This is a genomic window from Virgibacillus byunsanensis (assembly GCF_042675965.1).
GTDB classification, from domain to species: Bacteria; Bacillota; Bacilli; order Bacillales; family Amphibacillaceae; genus Virgibacillus_R; species Virgibacillus_R byunsanensis.
This window is the reverse complement of the sequence record NZ_JBHTKJ010000018.1, coordinates 1-18687: the sequence shown is the minus strand read 5'-3', so window position 1 is coordinate 18687 and position 18687 is coordinate 1. Positions and strand designations below refer to the sequence as shown.

Genomic DNA, 18687 nt, shown 5'->3' with positions numbered 1-18687 from the left:
TTATATTTTATAATATATTTTATGATGTTTTTCAAACTCAGTTATTTTATCTGTATGTTTTGAGGTTAAGGCGATTTCATCTAATCCATTAATAAGCATATACTTTGAATACTTATCGATTTTAAATGGGACTTTATATTCATTTTGATCAGTGATTTTTTGTTCTTTTAAGTTAACAGTCAGAGTAAAATTTTCAGACACCTGATCAAAGAAGTCTTTCACTTGTCTTTCATCAAGAATAATAGGAAGAATCTCGTTTTTAATACAATTTGAGTAGAAGATATCAGCAAAAGAAGGTGCAATAATAACACGAATTCCAAAGTCATATAATGACCAGGGAGCATGTTCTCGTGAAGACCCTGATCCAAAATTTTTTTTTGTTAAGAGAATACTAGAATTACGATATGGTAGTTTATTAAGAATGAAGTCAGGGTTTTCTGATCCATCATCTAAATAACGCCAATCATAAAATAAAAATTCTCCGTACCCTGTCTTCTTTACAAGTTTTAAAAATTGTTTTGGTAAAATAACATCAGTGTTAACATTGGCATGTTCAAATGGTGCTACAATACTAGTGATTTGATTAAACGGACGAATGCTTTTTGTCGTTTCTGTCGACATTACTATTTTGTACCTCCTTTGCAATATTATATTTCCAGTCCCTAACATCTACAAAGTGACCTTTTATTGCTGTTGCAGCTGCCATTGCTGGGCTAACTAGATGTGAACGGGACCCTTTGCCCTGACGCCCTTCAAAGTTTCGGTTTGATGTAGATGCGATTCGGTCACCAGGATTAGCGACATCTGGATTCATGCCTAAGCACATACTGCAGCCGGACTCACGCCATTCAAACCCAGCATCTAGGAAAATTTGATCAATTCCTTCTGATTCAGCTTGCTTTTTAACAAGTTGAGAGCCTGGTACAACAAGTGCGCGAATTCCATCTGCAACTCTATACCCTTGAACTACTTTTGCTGCCTCGCGTAAATCTTGAACGCGACTATTGGTACATGAGCCAATAAAAACGGTATTAACATAAACGTCTGTTATTGCAGTATTAGGTTGTAAGTCCATGTATTCTAATGCTTTTTGAGCCATTTCCTGTTTTTCTTCTGGAAGATCCTTTGGATATGGGATTGAGTCAGTTACTGGAACCACAAGACTTGGGTTGCTTCCCCAAGTAACTTGTGGAGGGACTTCATCAATTCTGAATGTCAAAACTTTGTCAAAAAGAGCATCTGGATCACTATATAAAGTTTTCCATAGTGACAATGCTTCCTCCCAATCATGACCTATCGGTGCTCCTGGTTTCCCTTTCACATAATCAAACGTAACTTCATCTGGTGCTATAATTCCGGCCCTTGCTCCCATTTCGATGGCCATATTACAAATTGTCATTCTTTCTTCCATTGATAGTTCTTGTATTACTTCACCTTGAAACTCAATGATGTGACCGGTTCCAAAGTCGTGACCAAATTCTCCGATAAGAGCGAGTGCAACGTCTTTAGCTGTCGATCCTGTAGGTAACTTTCCACCAAGCTTAACCAGCAAGCTTTTTGATCGACTTATCTTCAGGGTTTGGGTGGCAAGAACGTGTTCAACTTCACTTGTGCCTATTCCAAATGCAAGTGCACCAAATGCTCCGTGTGTAGGGGTGTGACTATCCCCACACACAATTGTTTGGCCAGGTTGAGTGAGACCAAGTTCAGGTGCAATAACATGAACGATTCCTTGGTTTGGGCTATGCATATTATAAAGTTTGATATTAAATTCTTTACAGTTTTCTTCAATTACATCGACTTGTTTCTTTGCGATTGGATCTTCAAATGGTTTGGATCGATTAGTTGTTGGAATTCCGTGATCAACTGTACCTAAAGTTCGATCCGGACGTCTTACGGATCTTTTTGTTGATTTAATTCCATCAAAGGCTTGTGGTGAAGTAACTTCATGAATAAGGTGTAAATCAATATAAAGAATAGCGGGCTGATCCTGCTCTTGATGGACAACGTGACGATCCCAAATCTTTTCATAAAGAGTTTTACCCATGTAGCACACATCCTTTATTACTAAATAGTTTTAGACTCTTTCAATCTTTCAAATTCTTGATCATCAATTTCTAATAATTTTTTATAGATGTCTTCATTGTGTTTTCCAACATATTCGGCACCAACATGTTTAACTTTTCCTGGAGTTCGGCTTAATTTCGGTACAATGCCAGGCATTGGAAAATCTCCTAGTTCTTCATGTTTCGCCGATATAATCATGTCTCGGGCTTTGTACTGGGGATCCTTCACAATGTCCTCTGCTGAATAGATTAATCCAGAAGGTACACCACTTTCTTCAAGTTTTTTCAAGACTATATCCGCCGTTAAAGTTTTTGTCCACTTTTCAATGAGTAAATCAAGTTCTTTCATATTGTCACTTCTCGCATGATGAGTGGCATACTTAGGGTTTTCTGCTAATTCTGGCTGGTCCATCGATGCACAGAGGCGTTTAAAGACACCATCTGCGTTAGCACCTATTACGACATAAGTGTCATCTTTTGTTTTGTATATATTTGACGGAGCTACTCCGGGTAATATATTACCCATGCGTTCCCTTATATAATCAGTTAATAAGTAATCAGGAATAACACTTTCCATTACAGAAAATACAGCTTCATAGATTGCTGTATCAACAACTTGACCTTCCCCAGATTCATGGCGCTCATGAAGTGCTGTTAAACAACCGATTGTTGCGAATAACGCTGCTAACGTATCCCCAAGTGAGATGCCTATTCGTGAAGGAGGACGATCCGGGAATCCTGTGACATACCTTAGTCCTCCCATAGCTTCTCCAATGCTTCCAAAACCAGCTCGTTTGTTATATGGACCTGTTTGGCCAAACCCTGATGTTCGAACCATGATTATTCCTGGGTTAATTTCTTTTAAAGTTTCATAAGATAAGCCCCATTTTTCCAATGTTCCAGGACGGAAGTTTTCAATAATTGCATCGGAATCTTTGATAATTTTTTTGAATAACTCCTGACCTTCCTTTACTCGTAAATTTAATGTGATAGATTTCTTATTTCGTGATTGAATTGGCCACCAGAGTCCATGACCATCTTTTTGTTTTCCCCAATCTCTCATAGGGTCTTGCTTATCTGGTGCTTCTATTTTGATGACTTCAGCTCCGAAGTCACCTAACAGACGCCCGGTAAAAGGACCAGCTAATAACGATCCCATTTCAATAATACGGACACCTTCAAGTGGTAGTCTTTCATTCGTCATCAATATTCCTCCTTATATCATAGGTTTGGGTGTAAGGTGAATATGGATTTAAGATATCATTTCATATTTTTTTCATAATAATGCAATAATCAAAATGAAGTGAATAATGGATTAGTGGCATTCCATCTATAATAGGGGTGATAAATAAAATAGCCACTATCAATAGTTTAACACCATTGTATACAAAGTGTAAACTAAATATTTAGAAAAATAGTAATTAATGTGTATTTTGTTCCTAAAATGTGCTAAAATGGAGGTATTCAATCTAATCTAGTGGGGAGGGGCTACTTTTTATTTAGCTATTGTATACAAAGGAAGTGTGAGGTGTAATTATGAATCCATATGAATCTATAAAAAATGCAATTATTCTTGGAAAATACGAACCAGGTTCTAGATTAACGGAAGAATCTTTAGCCAAAGAATTAAGTGTAAGCCGAACCCCTATACGTGAAGCATTAAAAAGTCTTGAATCTGATGGTTTAATCATATCGTTAAGTCGAGGAATGATGGTTCGTCAATTCTCTTATGAAGATATTAAGCAAATTTATGATTTGCGTTCTTTATTAGAAAGCTATGCAGCTAAGCTAGCGGCAAATAATCGAGATAAAGAAGACTTGGAAAAGATGGATAGTTTAGTGGATGAATTCTCTAGTTTACTTGAAAATGATTTGAAAGAGAAATCAATTACAAAGCAGATAATGAATAACAACAGTGATTTTCATAATGCCATTATTAAAGCTTCTAAAAATGATTATCTTAATTTTCATATTTCCAAAGTAGTTTTTTTGCCATTAGTATTCAGTTCATTTTATTGGTATGACCGAAAAGATATTGAAAGATCTTTTGAGACACATGTAAGGTTAATTGAAGCAATTCGCAACCGTGATTCAGATCGAGCGCTTGTATCTATGCAAGATCACATTTTTACAGGTAGAGATTTTGTTTTGTCTAGTGTCGAATCATCAAAATTTTATAAACAGGGAGAGTCTTAATGATAACAATTTGTGAAGTTGGTCCCAGAGACGGAATACAAAATGTAAAAAAGCTTTTGTTGTTAGAAGAAAAACTTGAATTGATTAACAGATTGATTGATTCAGGTATTGAATTAATTGAAGCTGTTTCATTTGTTAACCCCAAAGTAATCCCACAAATGGCTGATACAGAAGAATTAATGAAACTAGTACCTAGAACAGAAACCGTAAAATATGCAGGACTCGTGTTAAGTCAATCAGGACTAAATCGTGCGTTAGAAGCTAATGTTGATTTTTTACATGTTGTTCTAGCAACTAGTGATACATTTAATCAAAAGAATGTAAAACGTTCTGTAAAAGAATCAATCACAGAATTAACACCAGTTATAAAAGGTGGCACTGAATCTGGAAAAGTCGTAAATGGAGTTCTTGGCACGGCTTTTGGTTGTCCGTTTGATGGAAACATCCCAGAAAGAAAGATTTTAAAAACAGCAGAGGAGTTTTTAAATGCTGGTGCAAAAAAAATTACTTTAGCTGATACAACTGGGTTAGCAGATCCAGGGCAAGTTCAAAGTATTTCTAAAGCATTTTACAAACAGTTTGGAAAAGAAGTAGAACTCGGCTTACATTTTCATAACACACGAGGATTAGGAATAGCGAATGTGTTAGCAGGTTACCAAGAAGGAGTAAGACAATTCGACACCTCAATTGGTGGGTTAGGAGGTTGCCCTTTTGCTCCTAAAGCTGCTGGTAATGTCTGTACAGAGGATGTCGTCAATATGTTCGAGCAAATGGGGGAAGAAATTGGAATAAATAAAGGCAAGTTAATTGACACCTCGAAATGGTTAGAGGATGTTGTAGGATTAAAAGTAGACGGTATGTTAATGAAAACATAATATACCTTTAACCTGTTTGAAGGTTTCAGAGAGGATGGGTTTGATTAAATTATTACTAAAGACCCACTTCTCTTAGTTTGTAAAGAAGAGTGATGCCCTCATTTGATTAACGAGAGCTCACGTTATTTATAAAATTCTTCATCTGCTAAAATTAATCATAACTTTCGGTTGTTATTTTGTGAGGATTTCTGCTTCCTTAAGTCTTCTTTTTTTATACATCCGAATTTCATATAGAACAAAAATGCTATTAATATGTTTGTATTATCAGTACATTTTAACAATCCAACATGGTGAGGTATTTAAACTCCTAAACCATCCGCAACAACAATCTCTTCAAAAGCGGTGCAAAGTGTTCAGGTAACTCCTCAACACTTGGAATCATTAGACGTTCTTTTCCGTAAATATTTTTCATCGTTTCATCTTCACGTTCATCGATCTCTCCATCAGCGAGAAACATTCCGATGATATCGATGCCTTTTTTGCGTGCTTCTGATACGGCGACGTTCGTGTCAATAATTCCATTCTGATCATAATTGGCAGCGGCTGGTTCGCCGTCTGAGAATACGAGCAGGAATTTGTTCTTCTCTCGTCTGGCAGCTAACTCCTTAGTCATAACACGGATACTAAAGCCATCACGATTATCTTCTTGTGGCTCGAGCTGCATGATGTTGGCTCCTGTGTTTTGATAGAGGGAACCTGAGAAGGAATGCATTTCATGAAAATAATTTGGTTGATAGCTTTCCTTTACGTCATTTGCATCCTCCCAGAATCCGACGATGGAGTGGGGGATCTTCAATTGCTTTAATACTTCATGGAATAGTACGATTCCTCGTTTTGTTTCATCCATTTTGTTGTGCATGGAAGCGGAACAGTCGACAAGCAGGGTGAAAGCAGCATCCATGTCTTTTGATTCCTGGTTTTTCTTATAAAAGACCCGTGGATTTTCATCCGTAATAACGGGCAGTAATTTTTTGGATAGTCGACCGATGACTAAATCTTTCCTTGGTGCATTTCGCTTGTGTTCCAATACTTTTTCGATGGTCGTTGCAAGCTTTCGTTTGTACGTTTCGATTGTGCTGACTGCGTGGTTGTAAGCAAGTTCATCTTCTTGGGTTGGAGATTCTGCTTTCTTCACAATTGCGACAGCGTCTTTATTTTCCTCGCCATAAGCGGCTTCGTTTGTTTGCTTGCCTTGGTTTGTGCTTTGTTTTTGTAGGGACTTGACTTCTGAGTAGTCATTTTGATCACTTTCTCCTGATGCCCCTTGAATGGTACCCATCGCTTGGTCGGCATCCTCGGTTTCTCTTGTTCCACCACCCATCATGTTGGTTTTCGTACCAGCTTCCAATTCAAACTGCAGAAAGTTCTGCTTCCGGTCACTGTTTTGATTTTCGGTGTGCCAGGAAGAAAATTGTTCATCCATATATTCATTATTTTCTTCATCGATGTTTTCTTTGAAATCGTCCACAAGCTCATCTGTCCGTGTTAATTCATCAAACATGGTATTCGTCTCATACTTTTCTATGTACGAGATTGGAAATGTGAAATAGACATGGACCATATCTTTATAAGCTGCTAATGACAACACAATTTGCTCAGCAATCCTGGTAATACCTTTTGTGCTTTTTGCTTCAAAAAAGGAATACACGAGTGGTTTTAATTTTTCCAACTGGTCAAGCTGCGCCACATTTGCTCTTGTGAATGTTGGGTCTGGCTGATTTGTTTGAAGCAACAGATAGATGAGACAAAACAATTCGTCAAGTGGATTACTTCTTGTTACATTTGTCGCTAATTGGGTCTCAAAATAGTGCTTCAGGTGCTTTTTTCGGAGAGCAAAGTCTTTTTTCGTACCAGGGCGTTTCTTTTTAATGATTTCTTCTAACCGCAAATCTTCCAGTAATGTAATGAGTTGAGCAGCAAACCTAGATAAACCTAAATCATTGATTGTTTCGAAATAGGCCTTCAGGGAAGGGATATGTGAATGATGTAATGTTCCAATCGTACGCAGGAACACATCCGTCTTGTACCCGGATTCCTTCATTACTATATTGTCGAGATCCCAGAAATGACTGCCGGTTATTTTTTCATCGATAAGATCGATAAACGCCCCATACTTATATTCGAATGTTAAATCGGGATTATCGGATAATATAGTGGACAGGTCTTGTAATTGTAGAAACAAATTGGTATCTATTTTGGAATCATCCCAGCGGTTATATTTCATCCGGCATCCTCCTTTCGAAGATCTAGTTGCGACTCCTTAGGGTTCGCGACATAGGCAATGGACACTCCACGTAGAAAAACACCTATTCTACGGTTCCTTGCTTATGCGTTTCACCCCATCCCAGTCGCCTCTGCTTTTCAATAATTAAAACAAGGTGTCTGCTAAATTAATAACAAATTCCCGTTCGCGTTCTTCATCCAGTTTATCCACGATTGCTCGAAGAACCGCACGCTTTGGTGGGATCATATCACTCAGATCACAGGCATCAAGTAAAGCTCGGATTGATGCGGCATCCTCTGACAGTTTCCCTTGATAAACCGCACGAATTAAATCAGTGGACAAGGTAACAAATAAATCAATGGTCGTTTGGTCGGTTAGCCGGGTATTTGTCTGAATTAATTCTTTTAGTTGTTCTCCTTCCAAATAGGGAACGTCAATGACGATAAAACGGTTTTTTAATGCTTCATTTAGTGGAACTGTACCAACATAGCCTTCGTTGATCGCAGCAATCACATTAAAGCCTTCTTTTGCCGTAATAATTTCATTAGTAAATGGATTGGTGATGGTTCTGCGGTAGTCAAGTACACCGTTAATAAGCGGCAATGTCTCCGGTTTTGCCATATTTACTTCATCAATATAGAGAAATGTCCCGTTATTCATCGCACTTGTCACTGGGCCTGGAACAAATTCAATTTGTTGTTTACCGTCTTCATAGGATAATGTTTTAAAGCCCATTAAGCTCTCAGCATCCAAATCGACCGAACAATTGACACTGAACATTGGTTGGTGGAACAGGTTGGATAGCGTTTCAGCGAACTTGGTTTTACCTGCGCCTGTTGGACCTTTTAGTAACACATTTTTCCCCATACTAAGTGCTGAAATGGCATCGATTAACAAATCTATTTGAGGGGGGACGTACCCTCCTTGTTTGATCAATTCTTGTAATGTGTCATCGTCTTTTCTTTTGGTATTATATAAAATATCTGTTATGTTTTCGGGTAGATTGTAGTTCGTATGCATGGATAAACTCCTTTCAAGGACATTTTAAACCTTATAAGTGGAGATAACAAAGGTTGAAGGTTATTTTAGGTAATTCTATTAAGAAGAAAAGGAGCTGTGTGAAGTGAAAATCGTTGTAACAGCAGATACGCATCTATCTAACCAAGGGAAACAACTGCCAAACCGTCTAGTTACAGCATGTAAAACAGCGGACCTGATTATTCATGCTGGGGATTGGAAATCGATGGATGTTTACAAAACGCTTTCTAGTTACGGGGAAGTGAAGGGCGTATATGGGAATGTTGATCCTGATGAGATAACAGAACAATTTCCATCACAGCAAATTGTCGAGGTAAATGGATTCAACATTGGCGTTGTCCATGGACATGGTGACAAAAAGACAACGGAAAAGCGCGTAATGGAAGCGTTTGAGGAAGAAGAGGTAGATGTAATTATATTTGGGCATTCTCACATTCCGGTAATCCGATATGTTAAAGGTGAACTGCTATTTAATCCGGGATCCCCAACCGATAAGCGGAAACTTCGCTATTACTCGTACGGAATTCTGGATATTGGTGAAGAAATTAGGACGGAGATAGTATTTTTTCGAGGTGATTGAATAAAAAATAGCTATAAATTAGATTTAGTATTATAATAAGATGGTAATAGAAATAGTAGAGGAGACAACTTAATGTCTAACGAAAAGAAACCAAGTACGCAAGATAAAGTCCAGCAATTCCTGGAGAAAAAGAAACAAGCACAAGCGAATAACAAAAATAACTTCAATTTTAATTCGATACATTCCATGAAAAGTCAGCAAGCGAAAAAGACTAGTAATAACCGCCGAAAAATGGGTGGTTGATTACTACAGTATGAAAATAGGCAAGCAAAAGGTTCAGATAACCCGTTATCTGAACCTTTTTTTGTGTGTAATACGATTTCATAAAAAATAAAAATACAGTACCTTGCATTAAACAGTAGTAGGTGATATAGTTATTTACATGAGGTACTAATTTTTTGACGGTACTGTTCAATGTTTAGTAGTGAAAATGAAGAATGTAGGTGATTAGAACATGAATATACAATTTAAAAAGGGTGCATTAGAACTGTGTGTGCTTGCATTGTTAGATAAAAAAGATCGTTACGGATATGAACTTGTTCAAAAAATTTCTGAAAAGATTGCAATATCAGAAGGTTCCGTGTACCCGCTATTAAGAAGGTTAAAAAAAGAAGCATATGTTTCAACCTATTTACAGGAATCAAATGAAGGCCCTTCTCGTAAATATTATAAGACTACGGATAAGGGAAGCGATTATCTTCACGTGCTTATGAGGGAATGGCAACAATTTTCAAGTGGTGTGAATCATTTAATAAAGGAAGGTGTAACAGATGAATAAAGAACAATTTTTAAAGAAGTTAGACACAGCATTAAATAGACTTTCCTCTGATGAGCGGGAAGATATTTTGCTAGATTTCCAAGAGCATTTTGAGATTGGAAAAGTGGAGGGAAAAACCGAAGAAGAGATTTCTCAATCACTAGGTTCCCCCAACCAAATTGCGAAAGAATTACTAGCCACCCATTACCTGGAGAAAGTAGAGGACACGTCTACAGCAGGTGATATCTTGCGAGCGGTATGGGCAGTGATTGGATTAGGATTTTTCAATGTCGTCATTGTACTTGGACCGTTCGTAGCATTAGTTGCCGTGATTTTTTCAGGATGGGTTTCAGGAGCAGCATTTATCGTTTCTCCTTTATTGGTGTTGGTTAATTTGGTCATCTATCCAGGAACTTTTGCATACTTTGACTTATTTTTTTCGATAACACTTACTGGTTTGGGATTATTGATCGCAATCGGAATGATTTATGTAACACGTTTTGTTACGAAGGGATTTGTCAGTTATTTAAACTTTAATGTACGTCTTGTAAAAGGTGGTATGAAACATGAATAATGTCAAAAAAATAGCCATGGTTGCCCTTCTACTTGTAATAATAGGGGGAGTCGGAAGTATTATAACGTTTAATATTAATGAACCAATTGCAGTTGCAGAAGATAAAGAAGTTGAGAATACGAACATCACAGCAATTGACATTCAAGCGAATAATGAACAGATAGAAATACACTCTACAAACGACTCCAAAGCAAGCATTGAACTTACAGGAAAAACTAAGACTGGTGAAGAGAGATTATCCGTTGAAGAAAACGGTAATACACTGTCCATACGTACGGAGGAACAGAAAAATAAATTATTCAACTTTAATTTTTGGACGTTTTCGATGAAATTGAATATCTATTTGCCAGAGAAATTATATGATTCCATACAGATAGACAATGATAATGGCAGTATAACAGCAGAAAACTTAGATGTTACTGAAATTGATGCTGCAACCCAAAATGGCAAGATTAATCTGAATAACATTACAGCGGAGAATGTACAAATGAATACCAATAACGGAAAAATATCGCTTAGTAACGTTGACGGTGAAATTTATGGGAAAACAAACAATGGAGCAATTTCACTGATCACTAACAATTTAGATCGTCCTATCGAATTTGATACGGACAATGGGAAAATTGAGATCCAATCGGAACAAGAGCCAACAAATGCCATATTAGATGTCAGAGTGGATAATGGGAGAATTGATATATGTGGGGATTCCAATTGGGATTCTGTCATAGGTAATGGCGAAAATAAGATTAAATTAACGACTAATAATGGCAGTATTACCATGACGAAATAGTCGAAATAAGGCAATGATTTTGGCCAATGCCCATCACGTTTGCATGTAAACGTGATGGGCATTGGCGTAATTTAGGAAATAATTTTGGAGCCAGTAAATAATTTATTGACTGTGGAAGCCGCGTCCAGCTCCAGCTCCCAACGCCTAGTGTGCTTCCTGATCTTTCTTACGATAAGTTCAGCCTATACGTCGTTAAACGGACGCTTGCACTTTTGTTCATTACATATTGATTGAAATTGTATTCTGATTTGTGCCTTAAACTTACAAAAAGTTCTGGATATATATGTTAAAATATGTAGAGAGTTGGGTGCGTGTAAATGTGTATGATTCAAAGAATTACGACGAGGAATCGGATAACCAAGGGTAACAATTTAGTAGGATATTGGAGTTAAACAAGAAGATCATCTTATTTATTTTGCTTATTCTGTCTGAAAATTGGGATTTTGGCAACGAACTACAAAGGCTTTATGTTAGTATTTACTAAAATCGAGGTTATTGGAATAGTAAATTAGATTTATAGTGGAAAAGATGTAACTAGGGGATGAGGTTTTATGAAAAAATATTTAAATTTAAATACCGTGTATATTATTGCAGCTATTATTGCTGTTGGTTTTTTGTTCGTACCTCGAGTAATTGAAATTGTCAATCTTAGGGTACAAGGGATTAGTTATGTAGCCAATGACGTTGAAAATTATCACAATAATGCACATCCTATCGAAGGGGTATATACGATTGAGATTGATTTAAATCAATTGGAGAATAACGAAGGAAAAGTTCTTTACGATGGAGATAAAGAAACTCAGATTTATGTGTCCAAAGTAATCATTCACAATGAAGAAGACTTGGAAGTATCCTTTAGGTCAAAGGGAAATTATAGCTTAGGTGGTGCGACTTTAGTTTCGGGTGTTAAACACGAAAGCAGTAAAAATGGTTTTACAAAAAGTTTTCAAGCAGAATCAAAAGCAACGTATAAAGGCGATACATATAAATTAAGTCCTTCTGGCTCTTCAGGCTTAAACTACCATAATGGAGATGAGTTTGGATTTTATTTTACGTTTCCAGACGAGATAGATTTGGAAGAGGAATCAAGAGTTGATGTGACAGTGACAAATTTATATCTGAATTTATGGGCAAAGAAACGATAAAAGCTTTTTTTACTATTTTCATGCTTTTTATATGGGATAGGAGGGTTTATTAATGCGTAAATTTCCAAAGTGGTTTTGGAGGTCTATTGTCATTTATATTATTATATCCTGGCTTTTTGTTGCCGTAGCAATTTCTTTAACAGATTTTTTATCAAGTAATGCATGGTATGTTGGTTATTCCATTTTCTATATGGGTATATTAGCTTATCCTGTGTTTTTATCGTTATGTTGGTATGCTTATTTAAAACAGTAAAACTGGATTCGGATGATAAAGTGTGGGCATTTTTGGTAGTGTTAATACCGTTTATTACTAATCTACCATTATTATCTCATTTTCATGTTTAAATAAGGCTCATTTCGTAAGTTTTGTTGCTTTTTTAATCCTCACAGTTGATGCAAAATGCGAGGTAACTTTAGGCTTATTTCTATTGCCGCCGTCCGGGGTCGCTACGGACGGATGCTTTCCGCGGGCACGGCCTCAGCCTCCTCGAGAAAACCACTCTGCGGGGTCTTCGGACACGTGCTGTTCCCGCAGGAGTCACCGCCCTCCGCTCACCCGAACTGGTAAGGTGTTTTATTAATACAGATACAGTCCCACGACAGTAACAGAAATAACAGCGGAGGAAAAACACGTAGACTCCTTGAAAATACAAACCGATTTTCTGCGTGCGATGTCTAGCTATGTAGCTTTCCTTATCCTGTGGGAGCAGAGGCCTAGTTGAGACCCCGCAGAGCGTTAGCTCGAGGAGGCTCATCAGCCGCCCACGGAAAGCGAAGTGTATTTCCGTAGCGGTAGGTTAACCGTCACATCAAGTTACGTCGCAGTTTATATCTATTGTGGTTGTTTTTAGTTTTGATTATAATTTTTATACTAGTTGATATTAGCAGAAAATTAGGCTTGATCGTCAATAAGTTGGATAGGACTCAACTGAATCTCTTAAACGAAATAGAAAAGAATCATTCGAAAGAAAAGTAGTAGTATGGTTTTAAAGATACCGGTACGTTTATGCAAGATACAAATGGCAGTATGAGTTTCTTAAGATGGAATACGAATGCTGATAGAAGTTGGAGGGAGAATTATGAGTGTTATATCTTTTGTTGTCGTCCTATTATTGCTTCTATCATTTTCTTCATTCGCTTTTTGGTTTTGGCGAAGAAAAGAACGGAAATATAAGTTTGCTTTTTTATGGATTCCTTTTTTACTGCTTTTAGCGTTTGGGGCCACCTATATTCCTCATAAAGTCGTGAGCATAGACCCATCTGAGGTTTCTAAGATAACGGTTTTCGATGGGAACACAGGATATGATTTAGAAATTACAGATGTAACTGATATTAATCATATAATTCGTAATTTGAATGAAGTAACCTTTCAAAAGGGTAAACTTTCATTTGGATATATGGGTTTTAGCTTTAGAACGACCATTTTTGATCATAACGGAAAATCTATGAAAGAAATAACGATAAACTCAGATGATACAATAAGGTATAAAGGATTTTTCTACAATTCAATAGATCATTCTATTGAATATGACTATATAGAGCAGTTAGTTCGTAAATAAATTTATGGAAGTGGGAGCGTGAACAGAATGGACGGAATAGCTCGACAATATGATTGGGTTCGGTAAACAAGGGAGTTACTTTTTCAATACTGCGAGTCTATGACTTTAGGATTATACGAAGGACGTTGAGAATTTCGGAGGCGAATCGATTCGTGATATTCATGGTCATGTTGCTGGATGCTATCAACACTGGCTTGGAAATATTGCCATGGAAAAGGGGATTAATCATATAAATTCGGAGCAATTAAACGTGTGACTGACATGCGTGACGTTTTTAAAGAAACAGATAACCTTGTTCAGGAGTTTCTTCAGGAATATGCAGGCCAGTGGTACCTTGCGATTTCCAGTACTGTATCCTGGCAGGAGAAACCTATCGATTTTACAATTTTGTGGTTGTTTACCCACACCATTACACATGAATTTCATCACAAAGGTCAAATCGTTAAGATGGGACGACTATTGGGCTATAATCCCCCTGATACGGATCTAATAGAACCGCTATAACTTCAAAAGACATTACTCTATTAAAAGGTATGTGTACGAGCAGAAAATCAAGCAGTTAAGACCATCCTGTCAAATCAAAGCACAGATTGACAGGATTTACTCGTGGTGCCTTGTTAGGATCTAATTAAGGGAGTGGAGTCATATGACTTGGGTTGAATCATTACAGAAAGCTATCGATTATATGGAAGAGCATTTATTAGATGATATGTCGATGGAGCGTATTGCTAAACAGGCGAATTTTTCGGTATTTCATTTCCAGCGTACATTTTCGGTGTTAACCGAAATGTCTGTTGGTGAATACCTCAGACGCCGACGCCTAACACTAGCTGCCCACGAACTAACTAGAACAAATGCCAAAATTATTGATCTCGCCTATAAATATGGCTATGACACTCCTGAGGCTTTCTCAAAAGCTTTTCGCAGGCAACATGGTGTATCCCCAAGTGAAGCACGAAAGTACATGGGTAAGCTGAAATCGTATAACCGCCTGGGTCTACAGGTGAATTTGAAGGGAGTAGAACCAATGCAGTACAAAGTTGTGGAACGAGAAGGTTTTCAGGTTGTTGGAGTCAAGCGAGAATTTTCATTGCTCAATGAGGAGAATCTCAAGGGTATTCCGAAAATGTGGGAGGATGTACATCAAGATGGAACAGCAAACGTATTAACCAAGCTGGATAACGGTCAGCTTAAGGGGCTGTTAGGGGTATGTGTCGATCAAAGTGGTACAAAATCCAAACATATTGAATACTGGATTGCAACAGCCCATGATGGTACCACACCAGACGGGTTAACGGGACTAGAAATACCGGCATCGAAATGGGCTATATTTGAGGTTCACGGTCCAATGCCAGATGCGATTCAGAAAATGTGGAAGAAAATTTTCTCGGAATGGTTTCCATCAAGCGGTTATGAACTTGCTGTTACACCGGAATTAGAAGTCTATACGGATGATAACTCTAGCAGCCCAGATTATTATTCGGAAATCTGGATTCCTGTTAAATAGAGAAGGGACACTGTTTGTATAAGAGGCAATTAGCACTTTATTCAATAATAAGAATGGTACGATTGATTGAGGGTGAAACCAAGAACGTAAGGATTTATCATGGAAAGAGGCGTCGAATATCATTGGCGTCTTTTTATTTGTAGATAAAAAAGTATAAAACTTTCTTATCTACATAAGTGCAACATAGGATTTCGCCGTTAATGCTTGGCGATAAGCCAAGTTTACTAATGTTCACCATTTCAGAAAATTGTAATAAACAGTTTGGTTTTTATGTTACTATTTACTAAAGTAGGTTACTTTTTTGAATGATATATTCTCGCGGATTATTTTCAGACAAATGATTCCTTCACAAGGATTTACAAGCTCTAACTTGTCCAACGCTTATCATGCATAGTAAATATGATGGATCTGAGCCTTAGAATATCCATATTTTGCCCATGAAAATATACCTTCTTCAGAATTGTGTCTACTGGATACATGGGGACATTTAATTTGGCTTGGTAATTATCAACAGAAACCGATGAAAATCTTATTAATTTTCTTAGATAGGAGCACACATAATGAATGAAACAAGTCCGTTACAGGCATCATTTAAGCAAACAAAACACCAGTTAGCCGGTCATGGTAAACGAAACATACATATAATGAAAAAAGCTTTTCAGGATATCGAGGGAAATTTGGAAAGTGATTTTTATGGAGAAGGGAAGGTCATTGAAGACTTTCAAGAGAAAATGGCTCAATTCCTAGGAAAGGAATGTGCGGTTTTTTTCCCGAGCGGAACGATGGCCCAGCAGATAGCTTTGCGCATCTGGTGTGATGATAAGGGCTTACCAAAAGTGGCCTATCACCCATTAAGTCATTTAGAGATTCACGAAGAAGATGGTTTGAAAGAATTACATCATATTGAGTCGGTATTGCTTGCTGATGAAAATAGAGTGATAGAGTTAGATGATGTGATGGAAATGAAGGAAGACGTTGCAAGTCTGTTGCTGGAACTGCCCCAGCGCGAGATAGGTGGACAACTACCGAGCTTTGAAACACTTGAGAAAATTTCGAAGTATTGCCGTGATAAAGGGATTAAATTCCACCTTGATGGAGCTCGTTTACTAGAGGTACTACCATATTACAAGAAGTCTGCTGCTGAAGTATGTGCTCTTTTTGATAGTGTTTATCTCTCTTTATATAAAGGGATTGGCGGAATAGCAGGGGCGATTTTGGCAGGAGGTCAAGATTTTATTGAGCAATCAAAGATTTGGAAAAGGCGACATGGTGGTGACTTGATCAGCCTATATCCATATATTATCACGGCCGATTATTATTTTGAAATGCGTTCACAAAATATGCAAAAATATTATGAAGATGCACAAGAGCTTGCGAAGTTTTTTAATGCTTGTCACGGGGGTTCGACAGTGCCGCACGTTCCTGTTTCAAATATGTTTCATGTTCACTTCCATCAGGCTAAAGAGCAAGTGGAAACAGCTCTAACAAAAGTTCAACAACAAACGGGAATAGGTATAACTGGTAAATTAAAAGAAATAGATGAAAACACTTGTTATTTCGAAGTCAGTTTGGGTGATCAGTATAGAGAAGTGCCCAAAGAATCTATTAATAATGCATTTAAGCTACTAGATGAATATATGGATTACTAATATAGTAGAAAAAGACAAGGCTGTTCACTAGGAAAACGGCCTTGTCTTTTCTATTTAACTATAACCCCAACACCTTAATTGTCCTCGCAATAATTTTTGCTAGTTTTTCTGTATGGATTGTTCCATCTATTTTTCTGACTGCATCTAAATATTAAAAAATCCACTTTACCGTCATTAGAGTAGCGGGGTCATTCTCCATTTGCAAAATTATATATTTGTTTATACAGTTCAAACGGCCTTTCTTCTGTAATTAAATGGCCTGTTTTTTCATATGAAATGAGTGTAGCATTTGGCAATTCCTTTTCTAATCGCTTTCCGATGCTAAGCGGTACAACCCGATCGTTTTCTCCCCAAATTAACAAGCTGGATGTTTGGATTTTCTGTAATTGTTCACTACTTAGATCACCTTCTCGATGACGCAAAAATCGTACTAGTGCTTTATAAAAATTCTTATCTTTTAGTGGTCTGCCATATTCTGCTTTCAGTTCGTTTGTAATTAATGATGGATCATAAAGTACATTTTTCAGTGTTTCTTCCACACTCTGTTTTAAAACATGCCGCTTGGCTATCAAGTCGAAAAATGGAAGGTAGGAGCTATAGATTAACCATTTATTTGCTCTCTTTAAATACCCGGAGCTGCTTAAAAGAATGAGCTTGTTTATTTTATCTGGAATTTTCTCGGCAGTATATAATGCAATTTGTCCTCCCATGGAATGGCCTATTAGTGTAACATCCTTTAGCTTAAAGTAGTCCATACATTCCGCCACAAGTGAAGCATAATTATGATACGAATAGATAAACGTTCTTGACTTTTCACTTCTGCCAAAACCGGGAAGGTCAATAGCAATAACGGAAAAACTTTTTTCTAATAGAGGAATTAAACGGTTGTATGTATAGGTGGATGACACGAAACCATGAATTAATAAAACCGGCGGCTTACCGTTAAGTATGTATTCACAATATATACTAGCATGAGAAAGTGTTATGGTCTCTTTAGTATATTCATTTTGCTTCATAATGCCTCCCACCTTTGTTTGCTCTGAAGGTTCGTTTTTACCTTAACGACTGTCCCCATTTCAAATAGGAATTATTCTTTTATATATTCTATATCATTGTTATTAAGAGGATTCTTATCCGTATACGCTATCCAATAGTTAAATTCTAATGTAACATTCTCAGCAGGATTGTCATAATAAGTAACTAATTTTGCAGGTTTACCGAATACGTTAACTTCTTTGTATTCTTCATCTCTTGGGCGAACTATGGTGACAAACGGAGTACCTTCATCTGCAATAGTAGTTGTTGGTAAACTAGCTTCGTGTTCCATTATCCATTCCAACCCGTTATTGGATTGATGTATAATGGCAACATTTAGAATCTTACCGATACGCTCATAGACAACGATAATATAATCACCCTTCAAATCATAATCAATAATCGTGTCCATTTTGGGATCATTTTCTTTAGTAAGTTCTATAATATTTTCTTCAAAAGATAGTTTTTGATTTTCATTAACCTGTTGATTCTCACCACTAGAACAACCGATCAGAAATAAAAATAAGATAAATAAAACGTAATATTTTCTCAAACTTCCAACCCCTCATTTATATGTACTTATAACAATGCTACTTCAACTAAAAAGGCAATTTTAGTTGAAGTGAATAGCAATAGGTAAGACTTTGATGTAATCTCCATCTTTTCCCCTGCTCCACACCCAACGTGCGGCT

General features: G+C 37.1%; 20 protein-coding genes. 13 read left to right on the top strand and 7 right to left on the bottom strand.

The features are described from left to right. Genes leuD through ACFQ3N_RS08300 form a run of 3 tightly spaced genes read right to left on the bottom strand, consistent with a single transcriptional unit; the run spans position 1 to position 3270 of the window. Positions 1 to 621, bottom strand: a complete 621-nt coding sequence (gene leuD / locus ACFQ3N_RS08310; RefSeq protein ID WP_390361348.1) for a 3-isopropylmalate dehydratase small subunit — start codon at positions 619 to 621, stop codon at positions 1 to 3. After that, complete coding sequence (leuC, locus tag ACFQ3N_RS08305; protein ID WP_390361346.1) at positions 584 to 2047, bottom strand: 3-isopropylmalate dehydratase large subunit; 1464 nt, start codon at positions 2045 to 2047, stop codon at positions 584 to 586. The genes leuD and leuC overlap by 38 nt, the downstream gene beginning before the upstream one ends. A 20-nt stretch (positions 2048 to 2067) precedes the next feature. Further along, entirely contained in the window at positions 2068 to 3270 is a 1203-nt protein-coding gene (locus tag ACFQ3N_RS08300) for a CaiB/BaiF CoA transferase family protein (protein ID WP_390361344.1), read from the bottom strand. A gap of 332 nt (positions 3271 to 3602) precedes the next feature. Between ACFQ3N_RS08300 and ACFQ3N_RS08295 the strand changes: the two genes are divergently transcribed. Continuing rightward, complete coding sequence (locus tag ACFQ3N_RS08295) at positions 3603 to 4262, top strand: GntR family transcriptional regulator (RefSeq protein ID WP_390361342.1); 660 nt, start codon at positions 3603 to 3605, stop codon at positions 4260 to 4262. Beyond that, positions 4262 to 5137 (top strand): hydroxymethylglutaryl-CoA lyase, encoded by an 876-nt coding sequence (locus ACFQ3N_RS08290; RefSeq protein ID WP_390361340.1) that lies wholly within the window; start codon positions 4262 to 4264, stop codon positions 5135 to 5137. Before ACFQ3N_RS08295 ends, ACFQ3N_RS08290 begins: the two co-directional genes overlap by 1 nt. Positions 5138 to 5444: 307 nt before the next feature. On the opposite strand, the gene ACFQ3N_RS08285 is transcribed toward ACFQ3N_RS08290, so the two are convergent. Next, the gene (locus ACFQ3N_RS08285; RefSeq protein ID WP_390361338.1) at positions 5445 to 7361 is read right to left on the bottom strand and encodes a vWA domain-containing protein; all 1917 of its coding nucleotides are present in this window, start codon (positions 7359 to 7361) and stop codon (positions 5445 to 5447) included. Between the two features lie 144 nt (positions 7362 to 7505). Continuing rightward, the gene (locus ACFQ3N_RS08280) at positions 7506 to 8381 is read right to left on the bottom strand and encodes an ATP-binding protein (RefSeq protein ID WP_390361336.1); all 876 of its coding nucleotides are present in this window, start codon (positions 8379 to 8381) and stop codon (positions 7506 to 7508) included. A 103-nt stretch (positions 8382 to 8484) separates the two neighbouring features. Here ACFQ3N_RS08280 and ACFQ3N_RS08275 point away from each other — a divergent pair, with 103 nt between their 5' ends. From ACFQ3N_RS08275 to ACFQ3N_RS08225, 11 genes are all read left to right on the top strand, one after another. Continuing rightward, the gene (locus ACFQ3N_RS08275; RefSeq protein ID WP_390361334.1) at positions 8485 to 8979 is read left to right on the top strand and encodes a metallophosphoesterase family protein; all 495 of its coding nucleotides are present in this window, start codon (positions 8485 to 8487) and stop codon (positions 8977 to 8979) included. Positions 8980 to 9051: 72 nt separating this feature from the next. Further along, positions 9052 to 9222 (top strand): hypothetical protein, encoded by a 171-nt coding sequence (locus ACFQ3N_RS08270; protein ID WP_390361333.1) that lies wholly within the window; start codon positions 9052 to 9054, stop codon positions 9220 to 9222. Between the two features lie 211 nt (positions 9223 to 9433). Further along, positions 9434 to 9757 (top strand): PadR family transcriptional regulator, encoded by a 324-nt coding sequence (locus ACFQ3N_RS08265; protein ID WP_390361331.1) that lies wholly within the window; start codon positions 9434 to 9436, stop codon positions 9755 to 9757. Further along, complete coding sequence (locus ACFQ3N_RS08260; protein ID WP_390361329.1) at positions 9750 to 10310, top strand: HAAS signaling domain-containing protein; 561 nt, start codon at positions 9750 to 9752, stop codon at positions 10308 to 10310. The genes ACFQ3N_RS08265 and ACFQ3N_RS08260 overlap by 8 nt, the downstream gene beginning before the upstream one ends. Continuing rightward, positions 10303 to 11100, top strand: coding sequence for a DUF4097 family beta strand repeat-containing protein (locus ACFQ3N_RS08255; protein ID WP_390361327.1), 798 nt, complete (start codon positions 10303 to 10305; stop codon positions 11098 to 11100). The genes ACFQ3N_RS08260 and ACFQ3N_RS08255 overlap by 8 nt, the downstream gene beginning before the upstream one ends. Before the next feature lie 551 nt (positions 11101 to 11651). After that, complete coding sequence (locus ACFQ3N_RS08250; protein WP_390361325.1) at positions 11652 to 12245, top strand: hypothetical protein; 594 nt, start codon at positions 11652 to 11654, stop codon at positions 12243 to 12245. 52 nt (positions 12246 to 12297) lie between these two features. Next, positions 12298 to 12498: a hypothetical protein gene (locus ACFQ3N_RS08245; protein WP_390361323.1), complete on the top strand. Its 201-nt coding sequence runs from the start codon at positions 12298 to 12300 to the stop codon at positions 12496 to 12498. A gap of 826 nt (positions 12499 to 13324) precedes the next feature. Beyond that, positions 13325 to 13804: a hypothetical protein gene (locus ACFQ3N_RS08240; protein ID WP_390361321.1), complete on the top strand. Its 480-nt coding sequence runs from the start codon at positions 13325 to 13327 to the stop codon at positions 13802 to 13804. 252 nt (positions 13805 to 14056) lie between these two features. Beyond that, positions 14057 to 14308 (top strand): DinB family protein, encoded by a 252-nt coding sequence (locus ACFQ3N_RS08235; RefSeq protein ID WP_390361319.1) that lies wholly within the window; start codon positions 14057 to 14059, stop codon positions 14306 to 14308. A 142-nt stretch (positions 14309 to 14450) separates the two neighbouring features. After that, complete coding sequence (locus ACFQ3N_RS08230; protein ID WP_390361317.1) at positions 14451 to 15311, top strand: AraC family transcriptional regulator; 861 nt, start codon at positions 14451 to 14453, stop codon at positions 15309 to 15311. A gap of 560 nt (positions 15312 to 15871) precedes the next feature. After that, positions 15872 to 16960, top strand: a complete 1089-nt coding sequence (locus tag ACFQ3N_RS08225; protein ID WP_390361315.1) for a threonine aldolase family protein — start codon at positions 15872 to 15874, stop codon at positions 16958 to 16960. A gap of 188 nt (positions 16961 to 17148) precedes the next feature. On the opposite strand, the gene ACFQ3N_RS08220 is transcribed toward ACFQ3N_RS08225, so the two are convergent. After that, positions 17149 to 17976: an alpha/beta fold hydrolase gene (locus ACFQ3N_RS08220; protein ID WP_390361313.1), complete on the bottom strand. Its 828-nt coding sequence runs from the start codon at positions 17974 to 17976 to the stop codon at positions 17149 to 17151. Positions 17977 to 18047: 71 nt separating this feature from the next. Then, a complete protein-coding gene (locus ACFQ3N_RS08215; protein ID WP_390361311.1) occupies positions 18048 to 18548 on the bottom strand; it encodes a hypothetical protein in 501 nt (166 codons plus the stop codon). Positions 18549 to 18687: the final 139 nt, after the last annotated feature.

What these genes read in the sequence shown, in the direction of transcription:
- ACFQ3N_RS08285 (WP_390361338.1), bottom strand. Translation starts at nt 7,361, where the DNA reads ATGAAATATAACCGCTGGGATGATTCCAAAATAGATACCAATTTGTTT.
- ACFQ3N_RS08265 (WP_390361331.1), top strand. Translation starts at nt 9,434, where the DNA reads ATGAATATACAATTTAAAAAGGGTGCATTAGAACTGTGTGTGCTTGCA.
- ACFQ3N_RS08300 (WP_390361344.1), bottom strand. Translation starts at nt 3,270, where the DNA reads ATGACGAATGAAAGACTACCACTTGAAGGTGTCCGTATTATTGAAATG.
- ACFQ3N_RS08220 (WP_390361313.1), bottom strand. Translation starts at nt 17,976, where the DNA reads ATGAAGCAAAATGAATATACTAAAGAGACCATAACACTTTCTCATGCT.
- ACFQ3N_RS08295 (WP_390361342.1), top strand. Translation starts at nt 3,603, where the DNA reads ATGAATCCATATGAATCTATAAAAAATGCAATTATTCTTGGAAAATAC.
- ACFQ3N_RS08255 (WP_390361327.1), top strand. Translation starts at nt 10,303, where the DNA reads ATGAATAATGTCAAAAAAATAGCCATGGTTGCCCTTCTACTTGTAATA.
- ACFQ3N_RS08230 (WP_390361317.1), top strand. Translation starts at nt 14,451, where the DNA reads ATGACTTGGGTTGAATCATTACAGAAAGCTATCGATTATATGGAAGAG.
- ACFQ3N_RS08240 (WP_390361321.1), top strand. Translation starts at nt 13,325, where the DNA reads ATGAGTGTTATATCTTTTGTTGTCGTCCTATTATTGCTTCTATCATTT.
- ACFQ3N_RS08250 (WP_390361325.1), top strand. Translation starts at nt 11,652, where the DNA reads ATGAAAAAATATTTAAATTTAAATACCGTGTATATTATTGCAGCTATT.
- leuD (WP_390361348.1), bottom strand. Translation starts at nt 621, where the DNA reads ATGTCGACAGAAACGACAAAAAGCATTCGTCCGTTTAATCAAATCACT.
- ACFQ3N_RS08290 (WP_390361340.1), top strand. Translation starts at nt 4,262, where the DNA reads ATGATAACAATTTGTGAAGTTGGTCCCAGAGACGGAATACAAAATGTA.
- ACFQ3N_RS08270 (WP_390361333.1), top strand. Translation starts at nt 9,052, where the DNA reads ATGTCTAACGAAAAGAAACCAAGTACGCAAGATAAAGTCCAGCAATTC.
- ACFQ3N_RS08245 (WP_390361323.1), top strand. Translation starts at nt 12,298, where the DNA reads ATGCGTAAATTTCCAAAGTGGTTTTGGAGGTCTATTGTCATTTATATT.
- ACFQ3N_RS08260 (WP_390361329.1), top strand. Translation starts at nt 9,750, where the DNA reads ATGAATAAAGAACAATTTTTAAAGAAGTTAGACACAGCATTAAATAGA.
- ACFQ3N_RS08280 (WP_390361336.1), bottom strand. Translation starts at nt 8,381, where the DNA reads ATGCATACGAACTACAATCTACCCGAAAACATAACAGATATTTTATAT.
- leuC (WP_390361346.1), bottom strand. Translation starts at nt 2,047, where the DNA reads ATGGGTAAAACTCTTTATGAAAAGATTTGGGATCGTCACGTTGTCCAT.
- ACFQ3N_RS08225 (WP_390361315.1), top strand. Translation starts at nt 15,872, where the DNA reads ATGAATGAAACAAGTCCGTTACAGGCATCATTTAAGCAAACAAAACAC.